This is a genomic window from Cupriavidus sp. 05T41 (genome assembly GCF_056396525.1).
Map to the genome: position 1 here is coordinate 106,055 of NZ_JBFTLQ010000008.1, position 22,575 is coordinate 128,629.

General features: G+C 68.5%; 20 protein-coding genes and 2 tRNA genes. 11 read left to right on the top strand and 11 right to left on the bottom strand.

The window, feature by feature from the left end; translation table 11 throughout:
• Positions 1-333: 333 nt before the first annotated feature.
• Genes AC1DKV_RS07195 through AC1DKV_RS07205 form a run of 3 tightly spaced genes read left to right on the top strand, consistent with a single transcriptional unit; the run spans position 334 to position 6,101 of the window.
• Positions 334-1,698 carry a TolC family protein gene (locus tag AC1DKV_RS07195; protein WP_441611947.1) on the top strand — a complete coding sequence of 455 codons (1,365 nt, stop codon included), beginning with the start codon at positions 334-336 and terminating at the stop codon, positions 1,696-1,698.
• A gap of 49 nt (positions 1,699-1,747) precedes the next feature.
• On the top strand, positions 1,748-2,965 hold the full coding sequence (locus AC1DKV_RS07200; protein WP_441611948.1) for an efflux RND transporter periplasmic adaptor subunit: 1,218 nt from the start codon (positions 1,748-1,750) through the stop codon (positions 2,963-2,965).
• A gap of 13 nt (positions 2,966-2,978) precedes the next feature.
• Positions 2,979-6,101 (top strand): efflux RND transporter permease subunit, encoded by a 3,123-nt coding sequence (locus AC1DKV_RS07205; protein ID WP_441611950.1) that lies wholly within the window; start codon positions 2,979-2,981, stop codon positions 6,099-6,101.
• A gap of 108 nt (positions 6,102-6,209) precedes the next feature.
• On the opposite strand, the gene AC1DKV_RS07210 is transcribed toward AC1DKV_RS07205, so the two are convergent.
• The gene (locus AC1DKV_RS07210; RefSeq protein ID WP_441611951.1) at positions 6,210-6,761 is read right to left on the bottom strand and encodes a hypothetical protein; all 552 of its coding nucleotides are present in this window, start codon (positions 6,759-6,761) and stop codon (positions 6,210-6,212) included.
• Between the two features lie 108 nt (positions 6,762-6,869).
• Complete coding sequence (locus AC1DKV_RS07215) at positions 6,870-7,766, bottom strand: LysR family transcriptional regulator (RefSeq protein WP_441611952.1); 897 nt, start codon at positions 7,764-7,766, stop codon at positions 6,870-6,872.
• Between the two features lie 150 nt (positions 7,767-7,916).
• Between AC1DKV_RS07215 and AC1DKV_RS07220 the strand changes: the two genes are divergently transcribed.
• The 3 genes from AC1DKV_RS07220 (at position 7,917) to AC1DKV_RS07230 (ending at position 10,449) form a co-directional block, all read left to right on the top strand.
• Positions 7,917-9,035 (top strand): muconate/chloromuconate family cycloisomerase, encoded by a 1,119-nt coding sequence (locus tag AC1DKV_RS07220; RefSeq protein ID WP_441611953.1) that lies wholly within the window; start codon positions 7,917-7,919, stop codon positions 9,033-9,035.
• Between the two features lie 48 nt (positions 9,036-9,083).
• Entirely contained in the window at positions 9,084-9,362 is a 279-nt protein-coding gene (gene catC, locus AC1DKV_RS07225) for a muconolactone Delta-isomerase (RefSeq protein ID WP_441611954.1), read from the top strand.
• Positions 9,363-9,462: 100 nt separating this feature from the next.
• Positions 9,463-10,449 carry a tripartite tricarboxylate transporter substrate binding protein gene (locus AC1DKV_RS07230; protein WP_441643118.1) on the top strand — a complete coding sequence of 329 codons (987 nt, stop codon included), beginning with the start codon at positions 9,463-9,465 and terminating at the stop codon, positions 10,447-10,449.
• A gap of 42 nt (positions 10,450-10,491) precedes the next feature.
• Here the strand turns inward: AC1DKV_RS07230 and AC1DKV_RS07235 are convergent, their stop codons facing one another.
• The 4 genes from AC1DKV_RS07235 to AC1DKV_RS07250 form a co-directional block, all read right to left on the bottom strand.
• Positions 10,492-11,262, bottom strand: a complete 771-nt coding sequence (locus AC1DKV_RS07235) for a DUF3047 domain-containing protein (RefSeq protein WP_441611957.1) — start codon at positions 11,260-11,262, stop codon at positions 10,492-10,494.
• 82 nt (positions 11,263-11,344) lie between these two features.
• Positions 11,345-11,926, bottom strand: coding sequence for a cyclic nucleotide-binding domain-containing protein (locus AC1DKV_RS07240; protein ID WP_441611958.1), 582 nt, complete (start codon positions 11,924-11,926; stop codon positions 11,345-11,347).
• 62 nt (positions 11,927-11,988) lie between these two features.
• Positions 11,989-12,894 (bottom strand): SDR family oxidoreductase, encoded by a 906-nt coding sequence (locus AC1DKV_RS07245; RefSeq protein ID WP_441611959.1) that lies wholly within the window; start codon positions 12,892-12,894, stop codon positions 11,989-11,991.
• A 60-nt stretch (positions 12,895-12,954) separates the two neighbouring features.
• Complete coding sequence (locus tag AC1DKV_RS07250; protein WP_441611960.1) at positions 12,955-13,722, bottom strand: SDR family oxidoreductase; 768 nt, start codon at positions 13,720-13,722, stop codon at positions 12,955-12,957.
• A gap of 114 nt (positions 13,723-13,836) precedes the next feature.
• On the opposite strand from AC1DKV_RS07250, the gene AC1DKV_RS07255 reads away from it, so the two are divergent.
• From AC1DKV_RS07255 to AC1DKV_RS07270, 4 genes are all read left to right on the top strand, one after another.
• The gene (locus AC1DKV_RS07255) at positions 13,837-14,730 is read left to right on the top strand and encodes a LysR family transcriptional regulator (protein WP_477137516.1); all 894 of its coding nucleotides are present in this window, start codon (positions 13,837-13,839) and stop codon (positions 14,728-14,730) included.
• A gap of 148 nt (positions 14,731-14,878) precedes the next feature.
• Entirely contained in the window at positions 14,879-16,174 is a 1,296-nt protein-coding gene (locus AC1DKV_RS07260; RefSeq protein WP_441611962.1) for an LssY C-terminal domain-containing protein, read from the top strand.
• A 32-nt stretch (positions 16,175-16,206) separates the two neighbouring features.
• Positions 16,207-17,418 carry an LssY C-terminal domain-containing protein gene (locus tag AC1DKV_RS07265; protein WP_441611963.1) on the top strand — a complete coding sequence of 404 codons (1,212 nt, stop codon included), beginning with the start codon at positions 16,207-16,209 and terminating at the stop codon, positions 17,416-17,418.
• On the top strand, positions 17,405-18,478 hold the full coding sequence (locus tag AC1DKV_RS07270; protein WP_441611964.1) for a lipase family protein: 1,074 nt from the start codon (positions 17,405-17,407) through the stop codon (positions 18,476-18,478). Before AC1DKV_RS07265 ends, AC1DKV_RS07270 begins: the two co-directional genes overlap by 14 nt.
• A 61-nt stretch (positions 18,479-18,539) precedes the next feature.
• On the opposite strand, the gene AC1DKV_RS07275 is transcribed toward AC1DKV_RS07270, so the two are convergent.
• Together AC1DKV_RS07275 and AC1DKV_RS07280 are read right to left on the bottom strand one after the other, a co-directional pair.
• Entirely contained in the window at positions 18,540-19,211 is a 672-nt protein-coding gene (locus AC1DKV_RS07275; protein WP_441611965.1) for a DUF746 domain-containing protein, read from the bottom strand.
• A gap of 162 nt (positions 19,212-19,373) precedes the next feature.
• A complete protein-coding gene (locus tag AC1DKV_RS07280; RefSeq protein ID WP_441611966.1) occupies positions 19,374-19,979 on the bottom strand; it encodes a response regulator in 606 nt (201 codons plus the stop codon).
• A 62-nt stretch (positions 19,980-20,041) separates the two neighbouring features.
• Here AC1DKV_RS07280 and AC1DKV_RS07285 point away from each other — a divergent pair, with 62 nt between their 5' ends.
• Positions 20,042-21,679 carry a sensor histidine kinase gene (locus tag AC1DKV_RS07285; RefSeq protein ID WP_441611967.1) on the top strand — a complete coding sequence of 546 codons (1,638 nt, stop codon included), beginning with the start codon at positions 20,042-20,044 and terminating at the stop codon, positions 21,677-21,679.
• Between the two features lie 99 nt (positions 21,680-21,778).
• On the opposite strand, the gene AC1DKV_RS07290 is transcribed toward AC1DKV_RS07285, so the two are convergent.
• The 3 genes from AC1DKV_RS07290 to AC1DKV_RS07300 form a co-directional block, all read right to left on the bottom strand.
• Positions 21,779-21,855, bottom strand: a tRNA-Asp gene (locus AC1DKV_RS07290).
• 78 nt (positions 21,856-21,933) lie between these two features.
• Positions 21,934-22,009: transfer RNA gene (locus AC1DKV_RS07295), tRNA-Glu, on the bottom strand.
• Between the two features lie 144 nt (positions 22,010-22,153).
• On the bottom strand, positions 22,154-22,570 hold the full coding sequence (locus tag AC1DKV_RS07300; protein WP_441611968.1) for a hypothetical protein: 417 nt from the start codon (positions 22,568-22,570) through the stop codon (positions 22,154-22,156).
• Between the last annotated feature and the right edge of the window lie 5 nt (positions 22,571-22,575).

Below are 22,575 nucleotides of genomic sequence, written 5' to 3' on the forward strand. Positions count from 1 at the left end.
CGCAAAAGCTGCCTGCCGTCACGGAAGTGCGTAATGATACGGGCGTTTGACCAGGGCCGCCGCGCCCGCGCAGTTTGTCGGGAAAGCGCCTTCTTCGTCAGGGTTTTCCCTTGAAACTGGACCGTTCGTACGTTTACACGGTTTTTTGTTGCATTTATGAAAGCCGTTTGTAATGCGTTTCGGTTTGAATGCGCACGGGACGTTGCGGCCGCTCCGGATGCGGCACGTACACTACGCGTTCCGTGGAGATACATGAAAGTTCGCCGTCCCGGTGCACCGAATAGTCGCCATGGTCGTTTACCGCACACTGAGTCGAACCGAGCCTGATTTATCGTGTCTTTTTCTTTTCCTCGTTTCTTGCTGGCCAGCCTGCTGAGTGCCGTCGCCGGTGCCGCCGTGGCCGGCACGAATGTGCCCCCGAGTGCACCGCTGCCGGCCGACGGCCCCTGCGTGGCGCCACTCGCGAAGGCGCCGCTCACCATCGCGCAAGTGCGCCTCGATACCGTGCGCTGCAACCGCGACATCATCGCCGCGCGCCGTGGCGAGGAGGCCAGCCAGGCCGATATCCAGATCGCCTCGCAACGGCCCAACCCGGTGCTGAGCCTGGGCGTGGCCAATATCAACCCGCACCAGGGCTTCAATTCCGGCGGCCCGCGCAACAAGACCGTGGATTCCACGCTGCGCGTGGACCAGGTGATCGAGACCGCCAACAAGGGCAACCTGCGCGTGGAAGGCGCGCGTGCTTCGAGCCGCGCCGCCGGCGAGGTGCTGCAGGCCGTCGTCACCCAGCAGTCGAGCGCCGCCGAGCAGGCGTTCTACGAGGCACTGGTCAGCCAGGAGCGCGTGGCGGTGCTCAACGAGACCCTGTCGCTCTACGGCCGCACCCAGCAGGCCAACGAGACGCGCCTGAAGGCCGGCGACGTGTCCCGCGCCGATGTGACCAAGCTGCAACTCGACGTGCTGCGCTCCCAGGCCGACCTGCGCGCCGCCATGGCCGACCACGCCAGCGACAAGGCCGCGCTGGCCCAGGCCATCGGTGTGCCCGGCACGCTGGTCGACAACCGCCTGGTGGCGGACTGGCCCGCGCTCGACGTGCCGGTGCCCGAGCCCGATGCCGATACCGTCCAGCGCCGTCCCGACGTGACCGCGGCCGAAGCCCGCCTGGCGGCCGCGGCCAGCGCGCGTGACCTGGCGCGCGCCGGGCGCGTGCCGGACGTCACGGTGGGCGCGCAGGCCGAGCATTATCCGGTTTCGGAAGCCAACCAGACCGGCAGCGGCAACAGCTTCGGTGTGTTCCTGTCGATCCCGCTGTTCGTGCGCCACAGCTTCGGCGGCGAGGCGCGCCGCGCCGAGGTGGACTATTACGCCGCGCTGGACGACCGCAACCGCGTGCTGCTCGAGGCGCAGAACGAACTGGAGCGCTCGCGCAACCAGCTTGAGGCCGCGCGCCTGTCGCTCAAGCAGATGGTCCAGAGCGTGGTGCCCGCCGCCGAAAGCGTGGCCGGCAGCGCCGAGTTCGCCTATGCCAAGGGTGCCACCAGCGTGCTGGACCTGCTCGACTCGCGCCGCGCGCTGCGCCAGACGCGCCTGGACGCAGTCAACGCGCAAGGCGATTACGCCAAATCCCTGTCGGCCTATCGTGCCGCCCTGCAGTCCTCATCCAATGCCCAGGCTCGTACCGATGTGCCGCGCCCCTAATCAAGTGTCCGCTCCGATGTCTGCTTTGATGTCCGCTTCGATGTCTCCGATGACTGCTACGCCTGCTTCGACTACCCCCGCGCGCCACGGCCTGCGCGCGCGCCTCGCGGCGCTTTCGCTGGTGACGCTGGCGCTGGCCGCCTGCGGCAAGCAGGAAGCCCCTGCGCCCAGCGACGAGCCCAAGGTCGCCGGCAACACCGTCGAATTCCCGGCCTCCGTGAAGGCCCTGCCGGGCATCGCCGGCGAAAGCGTCAAGCGCGGCGGCGAACGCATGCTGAGCCTGCCCGGCCGCCTGGTGTGGAACGAGGACCGCACCGTGCGCGTGTCGACGCCGTTCGCCGGCCGCGTGACCGAAGTGATGGCTCAGGCGGGCACCAGCGTGAAGGCGGGCCAGGCGCTGGCCATGCTGACCTCCACCGATTTCGGCGTGGCCCAGTCCGACGCGCGCAAGGCCGCCGTCGACGCCGCCTACGCCGGCAAGGCGCTGGCGCGCCAGCGCGAGCTGTACGACGCCGGCGTGGTAGCGCAGAAGGACCTCGAGCAGACCCAGGCCGACGCCGCGCGCGCCAGCGCCGACCTTGCCCGCACCCAGGCCACGCTGCGCCAGTACGGCTCGCCCGCGGCAGGCGGCGGCATGGCGCGCTTTGCCCTGCGCACGCCGATCGACGGCCTGCTGGTGGAGCGCAATATCAATGTCGGCATGGAGCTGCGTCCCGACCAGCCGCCCAGCGCGCCGCTGTTCCTGGTCACCGACCCGAGCGAGCTGTGGGCGCAGGTGGACGCGACCGAGGCCGATCTCGCGCTGTTCAAGCCCGGCGTGAGCGTGCGCCTGGTGTCCAGCGCTTATCCCGGCGAGACCTTCACCGGCAAGGTGATCAAGGTCGCCGACTACGTCGACCCCGCCGCGCGCAGCGTCAAGGTGCGCCTGACCGTGCCCAACCAGGACCGTCGCCTGAAGGCGGAAATGTTCGTGACCGCCAAGCTGCAAGCCGCTTCGTTCGAGGGCATCGGCGTGCCGTCCAAGGCAGTGTTCCTGGCCGACAACCGCAACTACGTGTTCGTGCGCACGGCGCAGAACCGCTTCGAGCGCCGCCAGATCAAGCTGGGCGTGACGCTGCCCGGTACCGCCGAGGTGGTGGACGGACTCAAGGAAGGCGATGTGGTGGTGACCGAGGGCAATCTTTACCTGCAGGACATCCTGCGCGACGCCACCGCGGTCAACGCGGCCCTGGGCGGCGCGGCCAGCAACGCCGGCGCGAAGCAGTAAGGAAGACCGCCACATGATTTCGCGTATCGTCCATTTCGCGCTGCACCAGAAGCTGTTCGTCTGGCTCGGCCTTGCCATCTTCATCGGGGGTGGCCTGGCGGCCTTCAAGAACCTGCCGATCGAAGCCTTCCCGGATGTCTCCGACATCCAGGTCAACGTCATCACGCTGTACCCGGGCCGCGCCGCCGAGGAAATCGAGCGCCAGGTCACCATCCCGATCGAGACCGCGCTGGCCGGCACGCCGAATTCCGTGCGGGTGTTTTCGCACACCCAGTTCGGCCTGTCCTTCCTGATGGTCACCTTCAATGACAAGGCCACCGACGTGGTGGCCCGCCAGCAGGTGATCGAGCGCCTGCGCGGCGTGGACCTGCCCGACGGCGTGCACCCGGAACTGGCGCCACTGTCCACCGCGATCGGCGAAATCTTCCGCTTTCGCCTGACCGGCAAGGGCTATAGCGCGCAGGAGCTGCGCACGCTGCAGGACTGGGTGGTGGAGAAGAACCTGCGCCAGGTGCCTGGCGTGGCGGACCTGGTCACCATCGGCGGCACCATCAAGCAGTACGAGGTGAACCCCAACCTGGCGAAGATGCGCGATTCCAAGATCTCGCTGTCGCAACTCTTCGCCGCCCTGCAGCGCGCCAACGCCAACGCCGGCGGCGGCGCCGTGGCGCACGGCCGCCAGCAGTACCTGCTGCGCTCGCTCGGCAGCTTCTATACCTCGGCCGACATCGCCAACGTGGTGGTGGCCGAGAACAACGGCACGCCGATCCTGGTCAAGGACATCGCCGAGGTGAGGATCGGCGCCGCGCCGCCCCAGGGCCTGATGGGCCAGGACGACGAGGACGACATCGTCTCGGGCATCGTGGTGATGCGCAAGGGCGAGAATCCCTCGCTGGTGCTGGAAGGGCTCAAGAAAAGGATCGACCTGCTGGACAGCACGATCCTGCCCAAGGGCGTGAAGATCGTGCCCTACTACGACCGCTCCACGCTGATCGACAAGACGCTGCACACCGTGTTCGGCAACCTGGTCGAGGGCGCGCTGCTGGTGATGGCCGTGCTCTACCTGTTCCTGGCCAATGTGCGCGCCGCGGCCATCGTGGCGCTGGTGATCCCGCTGGCGCTGCTGTCCACCTTCATCGGCCTGACCTGGGTGGGCATCCCCGCCAACCTGCTGTCGCTCGGCGCAATGGACTTCGGTATCATCGTCGACGGCGCGGTGATCGTGGTGGAGAACATCTTCAAGCGCCTCGGCGAGCTCAAGGAAGCGCAGATCAAGGACAGCCGCGCGCGCATGCACGCCATCCTGCAGGCCACTACCGAGGTGGGCCGCCCGACCGTGTTCTCGATGATCATCATCATCGCCGCGCACATCCCCATCTTCACGCTGCAGCGCCACGAGGGCAAGATCTTCGCGCCGATGGCCTACACCGTGACGGGCGCGCTGATCGGTTCGCTGATCATCTCGCTGACGCTGGTGCCGCTGCTGTGCCACCTGCTGCTGACCAAGAACATCGCGCACGACGACAACTTCGTGGTCCGCCACAGCAAGCGCATCTATGAACCGATGCTGGCCTGGGCGCTGGACCACAAGCGCACCGTGGTGGGCATCGCGCTGGGCCTGCTGGTGGCCACCGTCGGCGTGGGCAAATTCCTCGGCAGCGAGTTCCTTCCCGAGCTGGACGAAGGCTCGATGTGGGTCAGCTTCGACCTGCCGGCCTCGGTCTCGCTCGACGAGGCACGCGACCAGGCCCGCCGCCTGCGCACCGTGATCCGCAAGACGCCCGAGGTCAACACCACCATCTCCAAGGTGGGCCGCCCCGACGACGGCACCGATCCCAAGCTGATCAACACCGTCGAGATCCTGGTCGACCTGAAGAACGACAAGCAGTGGCGCGCCGGCTACGACAAGCGCAAGATCATCAACGAGATCAACGCCAACCTGCGCCAGCTGCCCGGCATCGAGCCCAACTTCTCGCAGCCGGTGCGCGACAACATCCTCGAGAGCATCTCCCAGATCAAGGGCCAGATCGTGATCAAGGTGCAGAGCGACAGCCTCGAGCACAACAAGCGCGTGGCCGACCAGATCCTCGCCAACGTGCAGTCGGTCAAGGGCGTGATGCGCGCCTTCATCGACCGCGACGGCGAACTGCCGCAGTACGTGCTGGACTTCGACCGTGCCCAGGCCGCCCGCTACGGCATCAACGTGGCCGACGTGCAGGACCTGATGGAGACCGCGCTGGCCGGCAAGGCCGCCACCGAACTGTGGGAAGGCGAGAAGCACTTCAGCGTGGCCGTGCGCCTGAAGCCGGGCGAGCGCGAGCTGCCCAACCTGCCGAACATCTTCATGCAGACCGCCGACGGCGCGCAGGTGCCGCTGTCGCAACTGGTGCACTTCCGCGCCGCTTCGGGCGCGATGAACATCAGCCGCGAGAACGGCCAGCGCACCACGTCGATCGGCATCTTCATCCACGACCGCGACATGGGCAGCGTGGTGAAGGACATGCAGGCGCTGGTGGCCAAGAACGTCAAGGCCGACGACGTCAAGATCAGCTGGTCCGGCGAGTTCGAGAATCAGGAACGCGCCATGGCACGCCTGTCGATCGTGGTGCCGCTGTCGGTGCTGGTGATCTTCCTGCTGCTGTTCAACGCCTTCAAGTCGTTCAAGAGCGCCACGCTGATCATCTCGAACATTCCGTTCGCGCTGATCGGCGGCGTGTTCGCGCTGTTCCTCACCGGCATTCCGCTGTCGGTGTCGGCGGCCATCGGCTTTATCGCGCTGTTCGGCCAGGCCGTGCTCAACGGCGTGGTGATGGTGACCTACTTCAACCAGCTGCGCGACGAGGGCATGCCGGTGCGACAGGCCGTGCTGACCGGTTCGATGGACCGCCTGCGCACGGTGCTGATGACCGCGCTGCTGGCCATGCTGGGCCTGTTCCCGATGGCCATCTCGCGCGCCATCGGCTCGGAGACCCAGCGGCCGCTGGCGATCGTCATCATCGGCGGCCTGATCACGGCCACCATGCTGACGCTGATCGTGCTGCCCACGCTGTACGAATGGATGGTCGGGCGCAGCTGGCCCGACGAAGAAAACGGCAACGCGGACAATAACCGCTTGCCGGATTCGACGCCGGCCTGAAAGATGCCCGCCACTTCTGGTGGCGGGCTCTCCTCACATCTCGATGTCCGGATCGCTCCGGAAATCCGTGAAAATTCCCGCGAACGTCCGTGAACGCCCGCGGAAATTCTATTCCGTGCCAGGCAGCCCTGCCTGGACGCGCTGGCTCAGGCGCTCGCCGCTGGCCAGCAGGACCGTGACTTCCACACCCGCCGCAAGGTCTTGGCAGGCCGGGCGGCTGGTGCCGGAGAGCGACAGGCTGACGCCGCGCGGGCACACGGAAACAGCGCTCGCCGCCCCATCGGTATCGACGGTGACGGCGCCATAGCCGGCCCGCATCGACAGGCCGGAAGCCTGGCGCCAGGTCCAGGCCGCGGGCGGCTGGCTTGCGGTGACATCGGTGCCGTCCGCGCGCAGCAGCGCGGCGGTGGCGGTGAGGCGCGGCGCGCCAGGCGTGAGCGGGGTGTCGTCGTAGCTGAGCTGCAGGCGCCAGGCGCCGTGCCGGACCTGCCCGGCCGCTCGTGCCGGCCGGGTCTCGACGGTGAGCGCTACCTCACCTTGCATGTCGCGCCAGCTCTCGCGCAAGGTGTGCGCGCAGGCATGGAACAGCGTGATGAGCGGATGACGGCCACGTCGTCGGCCAGCGACATGGCCCATGAGCGGCCCCGAGTGCAGCGGCATGATTTCCCCGTATCTTTTTTGCGCGACCACTCTACAAAGCGGCCCGCCGGGGCGCATCACCCATTCATGGGATAGACCCCGCTTTTTTGCGTCCCCGGAGCGTGCCGGTCAGCCCTGGCGCGGCGCCTGCGCCAGCTCGCCCACGCGCGCGATCACCTCGGCCAGCAGTGCCGAGCGGTCGTCGGCACGGTAACTCATCATCACCGGCGAGGTGAAGCCGGGGGCATTGATCGGCACATAGGCCACGTCGTCGCGATGCAGCCGCTGCACCGAGGCCGGCACCAGGCAGATGCCCAGCCCGGCAGCGACCAGGCCGATGGCGGTCTGCAGCTCGTTGGCTTCCTGCACCACGCGCAATTGCAGGCCGCGCGTGCGGAACAGCGCCAGCACATGGTCGGCGTAACTCGGCCGTGGCCGCGCGGGGTAGAGCACGAACGGATAGGTGGCGAGCTGGTCCGGCGTCATCGGCGCGCGGCCCAGCGCGGGGTGGCCGCCCGGCACCGCCACCATCAGCGGCTCGGCCATCACCACGCTGCGGGTGATGGCGGGATCATCCAGCACGATGCGGCCAAAGCCGATATCGATGCGCCCGGCCTTGAGCGCTTCTACCTGCTGCACCGTGGTGAGTTCGGACAGGCTCACTTCCAGCGACGTGTCGGAGCCGCGCACCTGGCGGATCAGCTCGGGCAGGAAGCCGTATAGCACCGACGGCACGAAGCCGATGCCGAACCAGTGTTTTTCGTTGCGGCCGATGCGCCGCGTGCCTTCCATGATCTCGTCGATGCGCTGGTTGAGCTGGAGCGACTGCTCCAGCAGGAAGCGGCCCGCTTCGGTCAGGCGCACCGTGCGCGAGGAGCGGTCCAGCAGCACCGTGCCGAGCTCATCCTCCAGCTGGCGGATCTGGCGCGACAGCGGCGGCTGGGCGATATGCAGGCGCTCGGCGGCGCGGGTGAAGTTGAGCTCGGCCGCGACGGCCTGGAAATAGCGCAGGTGGCGAAGCTCCATGGCCATGTCCTTTCATACTTTCAAGGTATTGATCGGGACATACTCGGTCTTGGACACCCGCAATGTCAAGCCACATACTGCATGGGAGCGTATTGCCGGCGCACCGCCAGCGATTTCATACCCCGGTAGACATAAAGGTAGTCACTCAGCATGAAAGCAACCGTCGCCTCCGTCGAAGCCATCCTGGTGGACCTGCCCACCATTCGCGCGCACCAGCTGGCCATGACCACCATGCAGCGCCAGACCCTGGTCATCGTGCGGCTGCGCTGCAGCGACGGCATCGAGGGGATCGGCGAAGCCACCACCATCGGCGGCCTGAGCTACGGCGACGAAAGTCCCGAAGGCATCAAGCTGACCATCGATACCTACCTGGCGCCCGCGCTTGCCGGCATCGACGCGTGCAATATCCACGCCGCCATGCAGCGCCTGGGCTCGGTGGCGCGCGGCAACCGCTTTGCCAAGTCGGCGCTGGAAAGCGCGCTGCTCGACGCCCAGGGCAAACGCCTGGGCCTGCCGCTGTCCGAACTGCTGGGCGGCGCCGTGCGTCCCAACCTGGCCTGCCTGTGGACCCTCGCCAGCGGCGATACCGGCCGCGACATCGAAGAGGCCGAGTCCCTGCTGGCGGCGCGCCGGCACAACACCTTCAAGCTCAAGATCGGCCGCCGTTCCGTGCGTGACGACGTGGCGCACGTCTCGGCCATCAAGCGCGCGCTGGGCGACCGCGCCCGCGTCACGGTGGACGTCAACCAGGCCTGGAACGAGGCCGACGCCGCCACCGGCATCGCCATGCTGGAAGCCGCCGGCATCGATCTGGTGGAGCAGCCGGTGCCGCGCGAGCAGCGCGGCGCGCTGGCCCGCCTGGCGGCCCGTTTCGTGGTGCCGGTGATGGCCGACGAAGCGGTGTGCGGACCCGAGGATGCCATGGAGCTGGCGCGCCTGGCCGCCGCCGACGTGTTCGCGCTGAAGATCTCCAAGTCGGGCGGCATCTTCGAGATGCTGCGCACCGCGGCGGTGGGCGATGCCGCCGGCATCGCGCTGTACGGCGGCACCATGCTCGAAGGCAGCGTGGGCACCATCGCCGCCGCGCATGGCTTCTGCACCTTGCCGCGCCTGGCCTGGGGCACCGAGTTGTTCGGCCCGCTGCTGCTCAAGGACGACGTGGTGACGGCACGCCCCGAATACCGCGACTTCGCGCTGCACCTGCCGGAGGGCCCGGGGCTGGGCCTGACGCTGGATGAAGACAAGCTGACGCACTACCGCCGCGCCTGATTGGCCGCGGCGATCGATTAACGCAAAGAACGCAACAAGGACGAGAACATGCTGTTCCTGGTGAGAATGGACGTAAAGCTGCCGGCCGACATGCCGGCGGCGCAGGCAGACGAGATCAAGGCGCGCGAGAAGGCGTATTCGCAGGACCTGCAGCGCCAGGGCAAGTGGCCGCATATCTGGCGCGTGGTGGGCGAGTACGCCAACTACAGCGTCTTCGATGCCGAGACCAACGACGAACTGCACGCCATGCTGTCCGGCCTGCCGCTGTTCTCGTACATGGAGATCCACGTCACGCCGCTGGCCAAGCATCCCTCGTCGATCAAGTAGCACGGCGGCGCCGCGCAACGCCTGGATGCCTGCATTGCCTGCGCGCCGCTTTCCATTCTGGCCCCCGATCCCGATTCCATAAATCCAAGAGGAGACTTTGATGCGCCTGCCATTCCTGCGCGCCTTTGCCATGGGCGCCGCCTGCGCACTGGCCACCCTGGCCGCGACGCCCGCGGCCCACGCCGGCACCTGGCCCGAGAAGCCGATCCGCTGGGTCGTGCCATTCCCCGCCGGCGGCGCCATGGACAATATCGCCCGCACGCTGGGCGAGGAAATGTCGGCCTCGCTCGGCCAGGCCATCGTGGTGGAAAACCGCCCCGGCGCGGGCGGCAATATCGGCGCCGAGATGGTGGCGCGCTCGCCCGCGGATGGCTACACGCTGATCATCGTGGCCAACGGCATGGCGGTGAATCCGGCTCTGTACGGCCGCCTGAACTATGACCCGGTGAAGGACTTCGCCCCGGTCTCGCTGCTGGCGGTGGTGCCCAATGTGCTGGTCACGAGCAAGGTCAAGAAGTTGCCGGCCACGGTGCCCGACCTGATCGCCGCGGCGCGCGCCAACCCGGACAAGTACACCTACGCGTCGGCCGGCAACGGCACCTCGATCCACCTGGCCGGCGAGCTCTTCACCTCGCTGGCCGAGGTCAAGATGCTGCACGTGCCGTACAAGGGCAGCGGCCCCGCCATGACCGACCTGCTCGGCGGCCAGGTCGACTACATGTTCGACAGCATCACCTCGGCCAAGCCGCATATCGATGCCGGCAAGCTCACGGCGATCGCGGTCACCACCAGCAAGCGCTCCAGCGCGCTGCCGAACGTGCCCACCATGGCCGAAGCCGGCGTCAAGGGATATGACCTGTCGCCGTGGTTCGCCGCCTTCGTGCCGGCCAGGACGCCGCCCGCCGTGGTCACGCGCCTGAACCAGGCCATGGTGGCCGCGCTGGCCAAGCCTTCGGTGCGCACCCGCCTGGCCGGCATCGGCGCCGAGCCGATCGGCAGCACGCCGGCGCAACTGGGCAAGCACCTGGCCGACGAGACCCAGAAGTGGGGCAAGCTGATCCGCGAGCGGGGAATCCACGCGGATTGAGGAAGTACAGGCCGGCCATCCGCCCGCTGTCCCCGTCCGGCGTCATTTCCCCGCCGAAAAGCGGAGATCGCCGTACCATGCGCGCGCGGTCGCGCCGGTGTTGTCGGTGTCGGTGAGCAGGCCGTAGGCGGTGAGCTTGCCGGGCGCTTCGTTGAAGGCGCGTTTGTAATCCTGCGCCACGTTGCGGCTCAGCGACAGCCATTTGCCTGCGCCGTCCGGGCTGCCCGACACCACGATCATCTTGACCCGCGAGGTATGCGGGTTGTCGATGATGGTGCCGGCCGGCGCGCTGTCGGACCAGACGTACATCAGCGTGGCATAGGGCAATTCCTCGCCGGCCAGCGTCTTGGCCAGCCGCATGGCGGTACGGTCGCCCAGCGAGAGTTTTCCCTTGTCGCCGTCGAACATGAAGACCAGCCGTGCCGGCGCGTCCTCCTGGGCGGCCACGCGGTTGTCGGCGTTGGCGATGGGCTGATCGATCTTCCAGCGCCAGCTCAGCTGGGGCGTGGCGACGAGGTCGATGTCGCCCTCATGCATCAGCGCCGAGGCCGAGGCGGTGGCGTCCGCCTGCAGCACGGTGGTGCGGCCGTCGGCCACCAGGCTGTAGCGGGTCGATGCCTTGCCTTGCGCAACCGGCAGGTTCTTCCAGCCCGCCGGCAGCGTACCGCCGGGCTGGCCCGCGGAGAATGCCACGCCAGGCTGCGCGGACTGTGCATGCGCCGGCGCGGCTGCCCACAGCGGGACGCTGCAGGCCAGCAGGCCCGCCAGTCGCTTGATCCAGGAAGGCCGCCTTGAAGCCCGATGCATGGTCATGTGTGGGTGATTGTCGGTCGTGGAGGGTAACTCCCATTGTAGGCAGGGGCCACCGCGTTTGCCCGCGCGGCGGCCTGGTGCGCTACGGCGCGGCCTGCGCGCCGGGGCTGCCGGCGGCCTGCGCCGCGGCGCCGAAGATCGCGCGGTAGTGGCGCATCCCTGCATCCAGGTGCCGGCCGAAGGCAAAGCCCCGCGCCACCATGTCGTCGAACTCTGCCCGTGCGATGCGCATGACGTAGCTGTGCCCGGTGGCGACCAGGCGGCAGTCGCCCGTGGCCTGGCGCGCGCTGAACCAGTTGCCCGGGTCGGCATGGCCGGCGGGATAGGCCTTGCCTGCGTGCTCGAGTTGCCAGCCCCCGTCGAGCAGGATCCAGACGTCGGCATTGTCCGCGCCGCCGGCCGCGCCGGTGCGCTCGCACTGTGCGATCACGGTGCCGGCTTGCGCCTCCCATTCGCGCGAATGGTCGATGGTCCAGCGCAACTGCTCGCTGTCCAGGCTGGTGAAGAACGGCGTCTTGCGCAGCAGGTACAGATAGGTCTTCGAGGCTTTCATGGGTTTGCCCTGGGTGAGAGCGGCATCGGCGTGCGCCGCGGGACCGGCTTCGCACGAGGCGAGCAGGGCCGGCAGCAGCAGGTTGAATGCGAGTCGGATCCATCGGTTCATGGCCCCTCCGGGGGTGTGCCGGCGGGCCATGCGCGGCCCGCCTGATGGTTGGCGCGCGGGGCTCAGCGCGAGATCCGGGCCTCGAGCAGGTCGCCCATGCCGATGCGTTGCGCGAAGCTGATCCGCACGCGTTCCGACACTTCCAGCACTTCGCGCGCGCCGTCGCCGACGAAATCGATCACCGAGCGCATCGGGCGCGTGCCGGCGGCCAGGCCCACGATGCGCACGATCTCGTCGGCCACGGCCTGGGGATCGGCGTCCTCGGGCGTGAGCGCGCCGAGGCGTTCGCCGATCTGGTCCATCACGCCGTCGTAGCGGCTGTAGGCGGCGGCCGTGGCGGCATCGGCCGGCTTGCCTGCGCTGGGGAAGTGCGCGGTGCCCCGGGTGAAGGCGCCCGGCACCACGATGGAAGTCTCGATGCCGAAGCGCGCCAGCTCGTAGGCCAGCGTCACCGCCAGCGAATCCATGGCCGCCTTGGCCGCGCCATAGGGGCCCATGAACGGCGGGAAACCGCCCTTGGTCGTGGTGCTGCTGATCCACAGCATCAGCCCGGCTTCCTGCCGGCGCAGGTAAGGCAGCACCGCGCGGTTCACGCGCTGCGCACCGAACAGGTTGGTGTCGAACACGCGCATCATTTCCTCGGGCGTGAACGCCTCGGTGGGACCGACTACCAGATGCCCGGCGTTCTGCATCACCACGTCGAGGCGGCCCTGCTCGCGCACGATGGCCGCGGCGGCGGCATCGGCCGATTCCTGCGACAGCACATCGAGTTCAAGCGGATGGAGCGCGAGCTTCCTGGACGTGGCGAGCGCGCGCAGTGCCTGGGCGTGCTCGCGGTTGCGGCCGTCCGTGTCGCGCATGGTGGCGTAGACGATATGCCCCGCTTCGGCCAGCGCCCGGGCGCTGAGCTTGCCGATGCCGGTGCCCGCACCGGTGACGAGGATGACTTGCCGGCTGGCGTTCTGCATGGTGGTTCTCCCTGGATATGGTGAGCGTCGGCGTGGTGGCCTGTCGTGGCGCGGCAGGGATCAGGCAATGCCGCCGTTGGCGCGCAGGATCTGGCCGTTCACCCAGCCGGCATCCGGGCCGGCGAGGAAGGCGACGACCGAGGCGATGTCTTCCGGCTGGCCGAGGCGTTGCAGCGGCGCCATCCCGGCGAAGGCCCGGATTTGCTCGTCGGTCTTGCCGTCGAGGAACAACGCGGTGGCGATCGGGCCGGGGGCGACGGCGTTCACGGTGATATTGCGGCCGCGCAGTTCCTTGGCGAACACGTGCGTGAACGCTTCCACCGCTGCCTTGGTGGCGTTGTAGACCGCATAGCCGGGCATGTTCAGCGCCAGCGTGGTGCTGGAGAAGTTGACGATGCGCCCGCCTTCGCCCATGCGGGCGGCGGCCTCGCGCAGGGTGTTGAAGGTGCCGCGCACATTGATGTCGAAGGTCTGGTCGTAGAGCGCGTCGCTGGTGTCGGCGAGCGGAACGGTCTTGAGCACGCCGGCGTTGTTGACCAGCACGTCGACCTTGCCCAGCTGCTGCTCGGTGATCTCGAACATGCGGCGCACCTCCCCGGCATCCGACACATCCGCCCGCACGGCGATGGCGGTGGCGCCCGCAGCCTTGAGTTCGGCCACGAGCGCTTCGGCCGGCGCCGCGCCGGAGGCGTAGTTGACGGCTACTGCGAAGCCGTCGCGGGCAAGCCGTCGCGCGATGGCGGCGCCGATGCCACGCGAGGCGCCGGTGACGATGGCGACCTTGCCGTTGGTGGTGGCGGTGGTCGCGGTGCTTGCAGTGGTGTTCATGATGCATTTCCTTGCAGTGGTGGGTTGGTGAAATGAATCATGGACTATTCCGGTCTGCAGATAATCGGCGTTAAATTGATATCATTGCTCCGTTTGCTTTAACAATGAGGCCGTATGGACCGCTTTCAGGAAATGCAGGCCTTCGTACGCATCGCCGAGCGCCAGAGCTTCACCCAGGCCGCGGAAGATCTGCGCATCCCGCGCGCCACCATCACCAACCTGATCAAGCGCATGGAACTGCGCCTGGGCGCGCGCCTGCTGGAGCGCACCACGCGCACGGTACGCCTCACGCACGACGGTGACGCCTACTACCGCCGCTGCGTGCGCCTGATAGCGGACCTGGAGGAAGCCGAAGGTTCGTTCCGCAACACGGCGCCGAAGGGGCTGCTGCGGGTCAACCTCCAGGGCACGCTGGCGCGGCACTTCGTGGTGCCGGCGCTGCCGGGCTTCCTGGCGCAGTTCCCGGACCTCGAGGTGCATATCGGCGAGGACGATCGCCTGGTCGACCTGGTGCGCGAAGGCGTGGACTGCGTGCTGCGCGCAGGCAACCTGCAGGACTCGTCGATGGTGGGCAGGCGCGTGGCGCTGCTCGAGCAGGTCACCGTGGCCAGCCCCGCCTACCTGGCCGGGCACGGCGAACCGCACCACCTGGAGGCGCTCGCGGCGCATCGCGCGGTCAATTACATTTCCAGCGGCACGGGCAAGGCGGTACCGCTGGAGTTCACCGTGGATGGCCGCGTGACGGCGGTGCAACTGGCGGCCACCGTTTCGGTCACCGGCGCCGATCTCTACACAGGTGCCTCGGTGGCCGGGCTCGGGCTGGTGCAGGTGCCGCGCTACCGCGTGGCCGAAGAACTGCGGCTGGGCCGCCTGCAGGTGGTGCTGGGTGCATTTCCGCCCCCGCCGATGCCGGTCTCGGTGCTGTATTCGCAGAACCGCCAGCTCTCCTCCCGCGTGCGCGTGTTCGTGCAATGGCTGCGGGAAGTGTTCGAGCGCGCCGGCGGCTGAGGCACCGCGCGCAAAGCGGCCTGAAGGGGCCCGCCGCGCCGCCCGGCGAGACATATACTTTTCCAGGCATCCGCGCGACACCGACCGGTGCATGCGCCGGCCCTGCCGGCAAGACCTCTGCCCTTACCCGCCGCAGTGAGGTGACGCGATGGACCGCATCGTGATTCGAGCGCTGGGCGCAGTCGCCGTGGCCGGCGCGCTCGCCGGCTGCATGCCGGCGGCACCGCCCGCGCCGGAAGGCGACTACAAGAGCCGCGCCCTGACGCGCAGCGAGAATGGCCTGCAGGTATCGGCGGCGGTGCTCTCCGATGCGGAGAGCGCGGAGGTGTATGGCGTTCCGCTGGCGCAAAAAGGCGTGCAGCCGGTCTGGGTCGAGGTACGCAACAGCGGTTCCCAGAGCTACTACTTGCTGTCGCCGGGCCTCGATCCGGCATTCTTCCCCGCCTCCGAGGCGGCCGAAGCGTTTGCCCCGGCCGACGCCCAGACCACGCGCGCCGACCTCGCCCGGCGCTTTGACCAGCTCGCCTTCCACAATCCGGTGGCGCCTGGCCAGTCCGTGACGGGGTTCGTGCTGACCAACGCCAGCGAGGGGGCACGGCTCGTGCAGCTTGACCTGGTCGCGAGCGGGCGCGCAACGACTTTCTCGATCCTTATGGTGGTACCGGGCTTTCGCGCCGACTACAAGGCCAGCGATGTCTTCCGGCGCCAGATCTATGCGCCGGACCAGATCGTGGACTACACGGACGACGACGCCTTTCGTGCCGCGCTCGAGGCCCTGCCTTGCTGCGCAGGCAACAAGGACGGCACGAAACTGGGCGATCCGCTGAACCTGGTGGTCGTGGGCGGTCTCGACGATGCCTTCCCGGCGTTGGTGCGCCGCGGCTGGCGCCCGACCGAGGCCAGGTGGGCGGGCGCGATCACGCGGATGGTGACTTCCGCGCTGTCCGGCGAGCGCTACCTCAATGCGCCGGTGAGCGACCTCTTCCTGTACGGGCGGGCCCAGGACCTGGCATTGCAGAAGGGCCGCGGCACCATTCACCAGCGCAATCACCTGCGGCTCTGGCTGAGTCCCATGCGCTACCACGGCAAGCCGGTGTGGGTGGGCCAGATCAGCCGCGATATCGGCAGCCGCCTCACCATCCACTCGCCCACGCTGACGACGCACAAGATCGACCCGGACGTCGACGAGGCGCGCACGGCGCTGACCGAAGACATGGCCTACTCGCAGAATCTCGCAAAGCTCGGCTTCGTGGGGGGCGTGGGTGCCGCCCCGCAAGACAAGCCGCGGGAAAACCTGACCACTGATCCTTACTACACCAACGGGTACCGTACCTTGCTGATATTCGATCGCAAGCCCACGTCGCTGTCCGATATCGAGTACTTCCCGTGGCGCGTGGGAGACACGTCCGCAACCGCAACCGCGAGCGGCGGCGCGCGGCCATGAGCGGGCCGGGGCGGTGGTATCGCACGGCGCGCATGGCGAGCCTCTTGCTCGGCCTGGCCGGCTGTGCCACCTGGCAGGCGCCGCAGGACGTGGACGATGCCCCGCTGCGCGCGCGCGCCGTCAGCGCCGACAGGCAGGACGTACGCGTGAGCGCGGCGGTGCTGGGCACCGACGACAGCAAGCGCATGTTCGGCGCCGACGTCAACAAGACCAATGTGCAGCCGATCTGGGTCGAAGTGCACAACGGTGGCCCGCAGGTGCTGTGGCTGCTGCGCTCGGGCACCGACCCGGATTACTTCTCGCCGCTCGAAGTGGCGTGGTCCATGCACTCGCCGCTCGGCGGGGCCACCAATGCACGCATCGACGCCCACTTCAACGGGCTCGGTTTCAAGAACCCGATTCCGCCGGGAGGGACCCGCTCGGGCATCGTCTTCACCAATCCGGACCGCGGCACCAAGCTCGTGAACATCGACCTGCTCGGGGCCAGGACGCTCGTGCCGTTCTCCCTGTTCCTCATCGTGCCGGACGACGCGGCCAGCCCGCGCTTCTCGCAGACCATGTTCCAATACCCGGCTGGCGGGGTCACGGACTACAGCGATCTCGCCGCGCTGCGCGGCGCGCTCGAGCGGCAGCCGTCCTGCGCCACGGATGCGAGCAGGAACACCCGGGGTGACCCGATCAATGTCGTGATCATCGGCGCGCTGGCCGACCTCGGCACGGCGGCGGTGCGGCGCAACTATCGGCGCGACCCGCGCGAAGCCGATTCCGCGCAGTACGTCTTCGGCCGCGCGCCGGACACGGTGCTGCGCAAGCAGGCGCAGGAGGGCGCGCCGGCAACGTGGATGCGCGTGTGGCTCGCGCCGGTCAGCTTCCAGGGCCAGCCGGTCTATCTCGTGCAGGTCGGTCGGCCGCTCGGCGGACGCTTCGCGCCCCCGGACCAGGCAAGCCTCGTCCTGCACCCGGACGTGGACGAAGCGCGCAACCTGCTGGTGCAGGACATGATCTACTCGGGCGGCCTCGACAAGCTGGGCTTCGTCGAGGGCGTGGGCCAGGCACCCAGGGCACAGCCCAGGGCGACGCTGGCCGGCGCCGCCTACCATACCGATGGCCTGCGGGCGGTGATGTTCTTCGCCACGCGCCCGCTGAGCCTCTCCGACGTGGAATTGCTGGACTGGGTGCCGTACCTGGAGCGGCGCGACGCCGCCGCTGCCGCCGGCGGGGAGAAGGGCAATGCGCACAAGTAACGCGGTCATCGCCGCCTGTCTCGCGCTTGGCGCATGCGCCGGCCAGCCGCTCACGCCCTACTCGGCGGATACGCCGCCGCTTGCGCTCGTGCCCGCGGCACAGGCCGGCGTGCGCGACGGGCGGGCCCGTTTTCGCGAGATCTACTGCGCGGTGCTGCAGGCGCGCGGCGCTGCCGTGCCCGATGCGCGGCCCTGCGACGACGCCCTGACCCGCGTGGGCGACGAGCCCGCCGGCACCGGCCGGCCCGTGGACCTGGGCCAGTCCAGGCGGGGCCTGGTCGCGCTGCTGGTGCCCGGCATCGGCTACCAGTGCTTCGCGCCGTGGCTCAAGACGCCCGGCACGGTCGCCACGCACGTGCAGCAGTTCGGCTATGACGCCAGGCTGCTCGAGGTCGACGCCCTGTCCGGCATCGAAACCAATGCGCGCGAGGTGCGCGATGCAATCATGGCCATGCCGCAGACCGAGGGCGCGCCGCGCCTGGTGCTGGTTGGCTACTCGAAAGGGGCGCCCGACATCCTCGAAGCGGTGGTCGCGTATCCGGAGATCCGCAGCCGGCTGGCGGCGGTGGTCAGCGTGGCCGGGGCGGTCGGCGGCTCGCCGCTGGCCAACGACGCCGAGCAATACCAGGCGGACCTGTTGCGCCATTTCCCGGGCGCGACCTGCCAGTCCGGCGACGGCGGCGCGGTGCAAAGCCTGCGGCCCGCCGTGCGCAAGGCCTGGCTGGCACGCAATCCGCTGCCACGCGAGCTGCACTACTACTCGCTGGTCACGTTCCCCCGGCCGGAGCGCATTTCGTCGATCCTGTCATCGAGCTACGACAAGCTCGCGCGGGTGGATCCGCGCAACGACAGCCAGGTCATCTTCTATGACCAGGTGGTGCCCGCGAGCACCTTGATGGGGTATGTGAATGCCGATCACTGGGCCATGGCGGTGCCGGTCGCCCGCACGCATCCCACGGTCGGCTCGCTGTTCGTCACCCAGAATGCCTACCCGCGCGAAGCCCTGGCGGAAGCGCTGCTGCGCTTCGTGGAGGAGGACCTCGCCACGCCCGCGCCGTGACTGCCGGGGCAATGCCGCAGGGACGGCGTCCCGCCGCAGCGGGGTGCGGCCTCGTGCGGAGCTAGTGCGCCTTCAGCTCGCAGACAGGGCACACCCGCACCAGCAGGGGCGGGTTTTCGATTTCGGCGAGCGCATCGCTATCGTCGGATGCCACGGCGCAGCGGCACTCGCGCGTGGCGGCCAGCGTCTTCACCTGGCCGCCTTCCGGCAGCACCGCGTAGCGCACGCCCAGCAGCATGCGTCGCTCCCAGTCGCCTTTCGGATCGAGCGACAGCAGCCACAGGCGGGTCTGCAGCGACCAGTGCCTGACGGTCTCGCTCTTGATCAGGAGCCGCCGCGCGGCTTCCGCCACGGTGATCTGGCGCGACGCCAGGCCAAAGAATGCCTCGGCCTTGTCGCCCAGCCGCAGGCGTCCCACCGGCGTGCCGGTCAGGCGGGTAAACGGCTGGCGGCAACCGGTGCACTGGAACTGGGGCAGGCCGCCCTCGTCCGTGCTGTGGAAGGCCGCGCGCTCGCCGCAGCGCGGGCAGCGCGGCGGACGGCGGCTCGCCGTGTGCAGGCGGCGCCAGGCGGACAGCAGGAAGGTGGCAAGGTCGGCGTCGCCGCCCGCACCCGTCGCGCGCGCGCCGATATGGATCAGCGTGGTCGCGCGGCGCGGCTCCTGGACAAGGGCATGCGCGCTGACGAGGTCGTGGCCTGTCGCCGTAGGTTGGGACGGGTGGAATCTGCTCATTACGTCGGCACGGGCGAACCGGCCCATGCTCCGGGAGCGGTGAAAGTGCGCAGATTCTATTTGGGATGGGGAGCGGTCGAAACTGTGATTGATCACAGTGGGCGGCCGCCCGGGAGCGGGTCCGTGCCGCCCGGTGTGACGCGCGCGTGGCTTGCGCGCACCTTACGGCTTGATGATCCCGGCCGAAGCCGCCTTCACCACCGCTTCGATGCGCGTGGCCACGCCCAGCTTCTGGCGGGCATTGTCGATGTGAAAGTCCACGGTGCGCTTGGACAAGCCCAGGATGCTGGCGATCTCCCCGGAGGTCTTGCCCCGCGCGGACCATACCAGCGTCTCCACCTCGCGCTCGCTCAACTGCACCGCGTGCAGCCCCGGGCGCGTGCGCGCCGCGCGGGCCAGCCTGGCATCGACGATGCTGGTGAGGATGTCGAAATCCACGGGTTTGGTCACGTAGTCGTCGGCGCCGAGCCTGCGGCCCTTGAGTTCGGCTTCGCGCTGGGCCAGCGCGGTGAGAAAGACAAACGGCATGTCGGCGAAGCGCGGGGCCAGCGAGACGATTTTCTCCAGCAGTTCGAAGCCGGTCATCACTGGCATACTCACGTCGCACAGGACCAGGTCCGGCGTATCGCGCAGGATGGCGGCAAATCCCTGTTCGCCGTCATGCGCGATGCTGACGGCAAAGCCGCGCTCGACCAGCTCCTCGGCAATCAGGGCGGCCGTTTCCGCATCGTCCTCGATGCAGAGTATCTTGCGGCTGGCGTCTGGCATGGCGATCCTTGATTGACTGGGGTGGACGCGCAGAGCGTAGCGAATTTCAGGATAAAAGTCTCATGAATCACTCGCTTCATCCGGCATCTGGCCGCCGCCGCGTGCGCCGCGGGCTCGGGCGGCGGCTTGCCCGGCTGCCCGATTCGGTGCCGATGCTCAGGCCGATACGCGTGCGGCTTTCGCTTGTCTTCGTGCTGTTCCTGCTGCTGGTGGTAGGCGTGGGGCTGTTCGGCATCAATCGCCTGAGCAGCTTCCACAGCGTATCGGCGCAGATCAGCGGGCGCTGGCTGCAGAGCAACCGCATCCTCGGCGACCTCAATAATTATATTTCCGACTACCGCGCGTTCGAGGGCGACGCGCTGATCGCCACCACGCGCGCCGACCTGCGCGCCGCGCAGGAGCAGATCGGCAAGCTCGACGACGTAATCAAGGAAGTGGAGGGGCGCTACGGCAAGATCGCGCACGACCCGGCCGAACGGGCGCTCTACGAGCAGTTCATCGCGCAGTGGTCGGCCTACCGCCAGCGCGTGGACGAGGTGGTGTCGCTGGCCCACCAGAAAGACACCACGCAGGCGGTGGCGCTGTACCGCGGCGAGTCGCGGCGCGCATTCGAGCGGGCCAACGGCACGCTCGGCGTGCTGACCGAGCGCAACGTGGCGGGCGCGGCCGATGCGACCGCGCGCGAGGCCGATGCCTATCAGGAGGCGCGGCGGCTGATCGCCGGCGCCATCCTGGTGTCCTGTTGCCTGGTGATCGCCGCGGTGGCCTACCTGGTCATGGCGGTATCCAACCCGATCGCGGCGCTGGTCGAGCGCATGCACCGCATCACCGACAACGATCCGCATGTGGACATACCGGGCGCCGGCCGCAAGGACGAGATCGGCGAGATCGCGCGCGCGGTGGTGCGCTTTCGCGACAACACGCTGGAGCTGGAGGGCAGCAAGGCCGCGCTGGCCGCGCAGACCACCATGCTGCAGGACACGCTGGAGAACGAGCGGCGCATGGCCATGCTCCAGCGCAATTTCGTCTCGATGGCCTCGCACGAATTCCGCACGCCGCTCAACGTCATCGACGGCCATGCCCAGCGTCTCATGCGCATGAAGGAAGCACCTTCGGCCGAGGTGCTGGCCGAGCGCTGCGGGCGCATCCGCGGCGCCGTGCGCCGCATGACCTCCCTCATCGACCATCTGCTCGACTCTTCGCAACTGCTGGACGGCGGGCGCCTGGCCACGCTGCGCAGCGTCGATTTTTCGCTGGGCCTGCTGGTGCATGAAGTCTGCGACATGCACCGCGAGAGCTCGCCGGCGGCGAGCATCGAGGAGATCGTCGACCCGGGCGTCAGCGAGGTAATCCATGGCGATGCCAGGCTGCTGTTCCAGGCCTTCAGCAACCTGATCGGCAATGCCATCAAGTACTCGCCCGCGGGCACGCCGGTCGTCGTGTATGTGCGAGGCGACGCCGATGCGCTCAGCGTGTCGGTGTCGGACCGCGGCATGGGCATCCCCGACAAGGACCGCGACCATATCTTCGAGCGCTTCGTGCGCGGCGGCAACGTGGCCGGCACGGCGGGCGCGGGGGTCGGGCTCTATCTGGTCAGGCTGGTGGTCGACCTGCACGGAGGCGAGGTCCGCGTGACCAGCGAGGAAGGGCGGGGCTCGTGTTTCCAGGTCCGGCTGCCGCGCGCGGCGGCACAGCCCTGAAGGGCGGGGCGCGCGAAGCCGCGCGAGACGCAAAAGCCGAAAGCTGAAGACTGAAAACTGAAGACGAAAAAAACCCGCCTGACGGCGGGCTGTTTTCTGTGGCGGAGCGGACGGGGCTCGAACCCGCGACCCCCGGCGTGACAGGCCGGTATTCTAACCAACTGAACTACCGCTCCACACTGGCTTGTGGAAACCGGCGAAACCGGTCTCCGACGCGCTTGTCGGGGCATGCCATGCCGGCATGCCTTCGAAACTGGCGTCCCCTAGGGGATTCGAACCCCTGTACTCACCGTGAAAGGGTGATGTCCTAGGCCTCTAGACGAAGGGGACATAAACCTGCTTGCAACACCTTGCTGTTTCATGTCGCGAGGGGCGCAATTGTAGCGCCCTTCATCGCCGCTGTGAAGTATTTATTTATCGGAATGCAGAAGAGCGGGTTTGCCGGCCACCTTGCGCCGCGATCGTGCGGCGGCGTCAGCGTCCGCCGCGGCGTTCGCGCATGGGCCCGTCCGCCTCGATTCCGCCCGACGCGGAAATCGGCCCGTCCACATTGAGCGGGCCGTTGACCAGCACATTGCCCTGCACCACCAGCGGGCCGTGCACGGTGAGCGGGCCATGGAAGACCCGCTGCGGGCGCGCGCCCGGCGGCAAGGCATAGACGGGCGGCCGCGTGGCGAACCACGCCGCGCTGAGCGGGCCATGCGCCAGCACGCCGCCATCGGCGGTGAGCGACCCGTGCACGGTGAGCGGGCCTTCCACCACCAGCGATCCGCCGACCGTCATCGGGCCGGATTCCACCGGCTGGGCCTGGGGCGGCGGCGCGAGCCACAGGGCCGCGGCGAAGCCCATGGCCACCCGCGTGGCGCGCAGTTGCCTGGCCTGCTGTTTCATGTGAA

What these genes read in the sequence shown, in the direction of transcription:
- AC1DKV_RS07200 (WP_441611948.1), top strand. Translation starts at nt 1,748, where the DNA reads ATGACTGCTACGCCTGCTTCGACTACCCCCGCGCGCCACGGCCTGCGC.
- AC1DKV_RS07205 (WP_441611950.1), top strand. Translation starts at nt 2,979, where the DNA reads ATGATTTCGCGTATCGTCCATTTCGCGCTGCACCAGAAGCTGTTCGTC.
- AC1DKV_RS07210 (WP_441611951.1), bottom strand. Translation starts at nt 6,761, where the DNA reads ATGCCGCTGCACTCGGGGCCGCTCATGGGCCATGTCGCTGGCCGACGA.
- AC1DKV_RS07215 (WP_441611952.1), bottom strand. Translation starts at nt 7,766, where the DNA reads ATGGAGCTTCGCCACCTGCGCTATTTCCAGGCCGTCGCGGCCGAGCTC.
- AC1DKV_RS07220 (WP_441611953.1), top strand. Translation starts at nt 7,917, where the DNA reads ATGAAAGCAACCGTCGCCTCCGTCGAAGCCATCCTGGTGGACCTGCCC.
- catC (WP_441611954.1), top strand. Translation starts at nt 9,084, where the DNA reads ATGCTGTTCCTGGTGAGAATGGACGTAAAGCTGCCGGCCGACATGCCG.
- AC1DKV_RS07230 (WP_441643118.1), top strand. Translation starts at nt 9,463, where the DNA reads ATGCGCCTGCCATTCCTGCGCGCCTTTGCCATGGGCGCCGCCTGCGCA.
- AC1DKV_RS07235 (WP_441611957.1), bottom strand. Translation starts at nt 11,262, where the DNA reads ATGACCATGCATCGGGCTTCAAGGCGGCCTTCCTGGATCAAGCGACTG.
- AC1DKV_RS07240 (WP_441611958.1), bottom strand. Translation starts at nt 11,926, where the DNA reads ATGAACCGATGGATCCGACTCGCATTCAACCTGCTGCTGCCGGCCCTG.
- AC1DKV_RS07245 (WP_441611959.1), bottom strand. Translation starts at nt 12,894, where the DNA reads ATGCAGAACGCCAGCCGGCAAGTCATCCTCGTCACCGGTGCGGGCACC.
- AC1DKV_RS07250 (WP_441611960.1), bottom strand. Translation starts at nt 13,722, where the DNA reads ATGAACACCACTGCAAGCACCGCGACCACCGCCACCACCAACGGCAAG.
- AC1DKV_RS07255 (WP_477137516.1), top strand. Translation starts at nt 13,837, where the DNA reads ATGGACCGCTTTCAGGAAATGCAGGCCTTCGTACGCATCGCCGAGCGC.
- AC1DKV_RS07260 (WP_441611962.1), top strand. Translation starts at nt 14,879, where the DNA reads ATGGACCGCATCGTGATTCGAGCGCTGGGCGCAGTCGCCGTGGCCGGC.
- AC1DKV_RS07265 (WP_441611963.1), top strand. Translation starts at nt 16,207, where the DNA reads ATGGCGAGCCTCTTGCTCGGCCTGGCCGGCTGTGCCACCTGGCAGGCG.
- AC1DKV_RS07270 (WP_441611964.1), top strand. Translation starts at nt 17,405, where the DNA reads ATGCGCACAAGTAACGCGGTCATCGCCGCCTGTCTCGCGCTTGGCGCA.
- AC1DKV_RS07275 (WP_441611965.1), bottom strand. Translation starts at nt 19,211, where the DNA reads ATGAGCAGATTCCACCCGTCCCAACCTACGGCGACAGGCCACGACCTC.
- AC1DKV_RS07280 (WP_441611966.1), bottom strand. Translation starts at nt 19,979, where the DNA reads ATGCCAGACGCCAGCCGCAAGATACTCTGCATCGAGGACGATGCGGAA.
- AC1DKV_RS07285 (WP_441611967.1), top strand. Translation starts at nt 20,042, where the DNA reads ATGAATCACTCGCTTCATCCGGCATCTGGCCGCCGCCGCGTGCGCCGC.
- AC1DKV_RS07300 (WP_441611968.1), bottom strand. Translation starts at nt 22,570, where the DNA reads ATGAAACAGCAGGCCAGGCAACTGCGCGCCACGCGGGTGGCCATGGGC.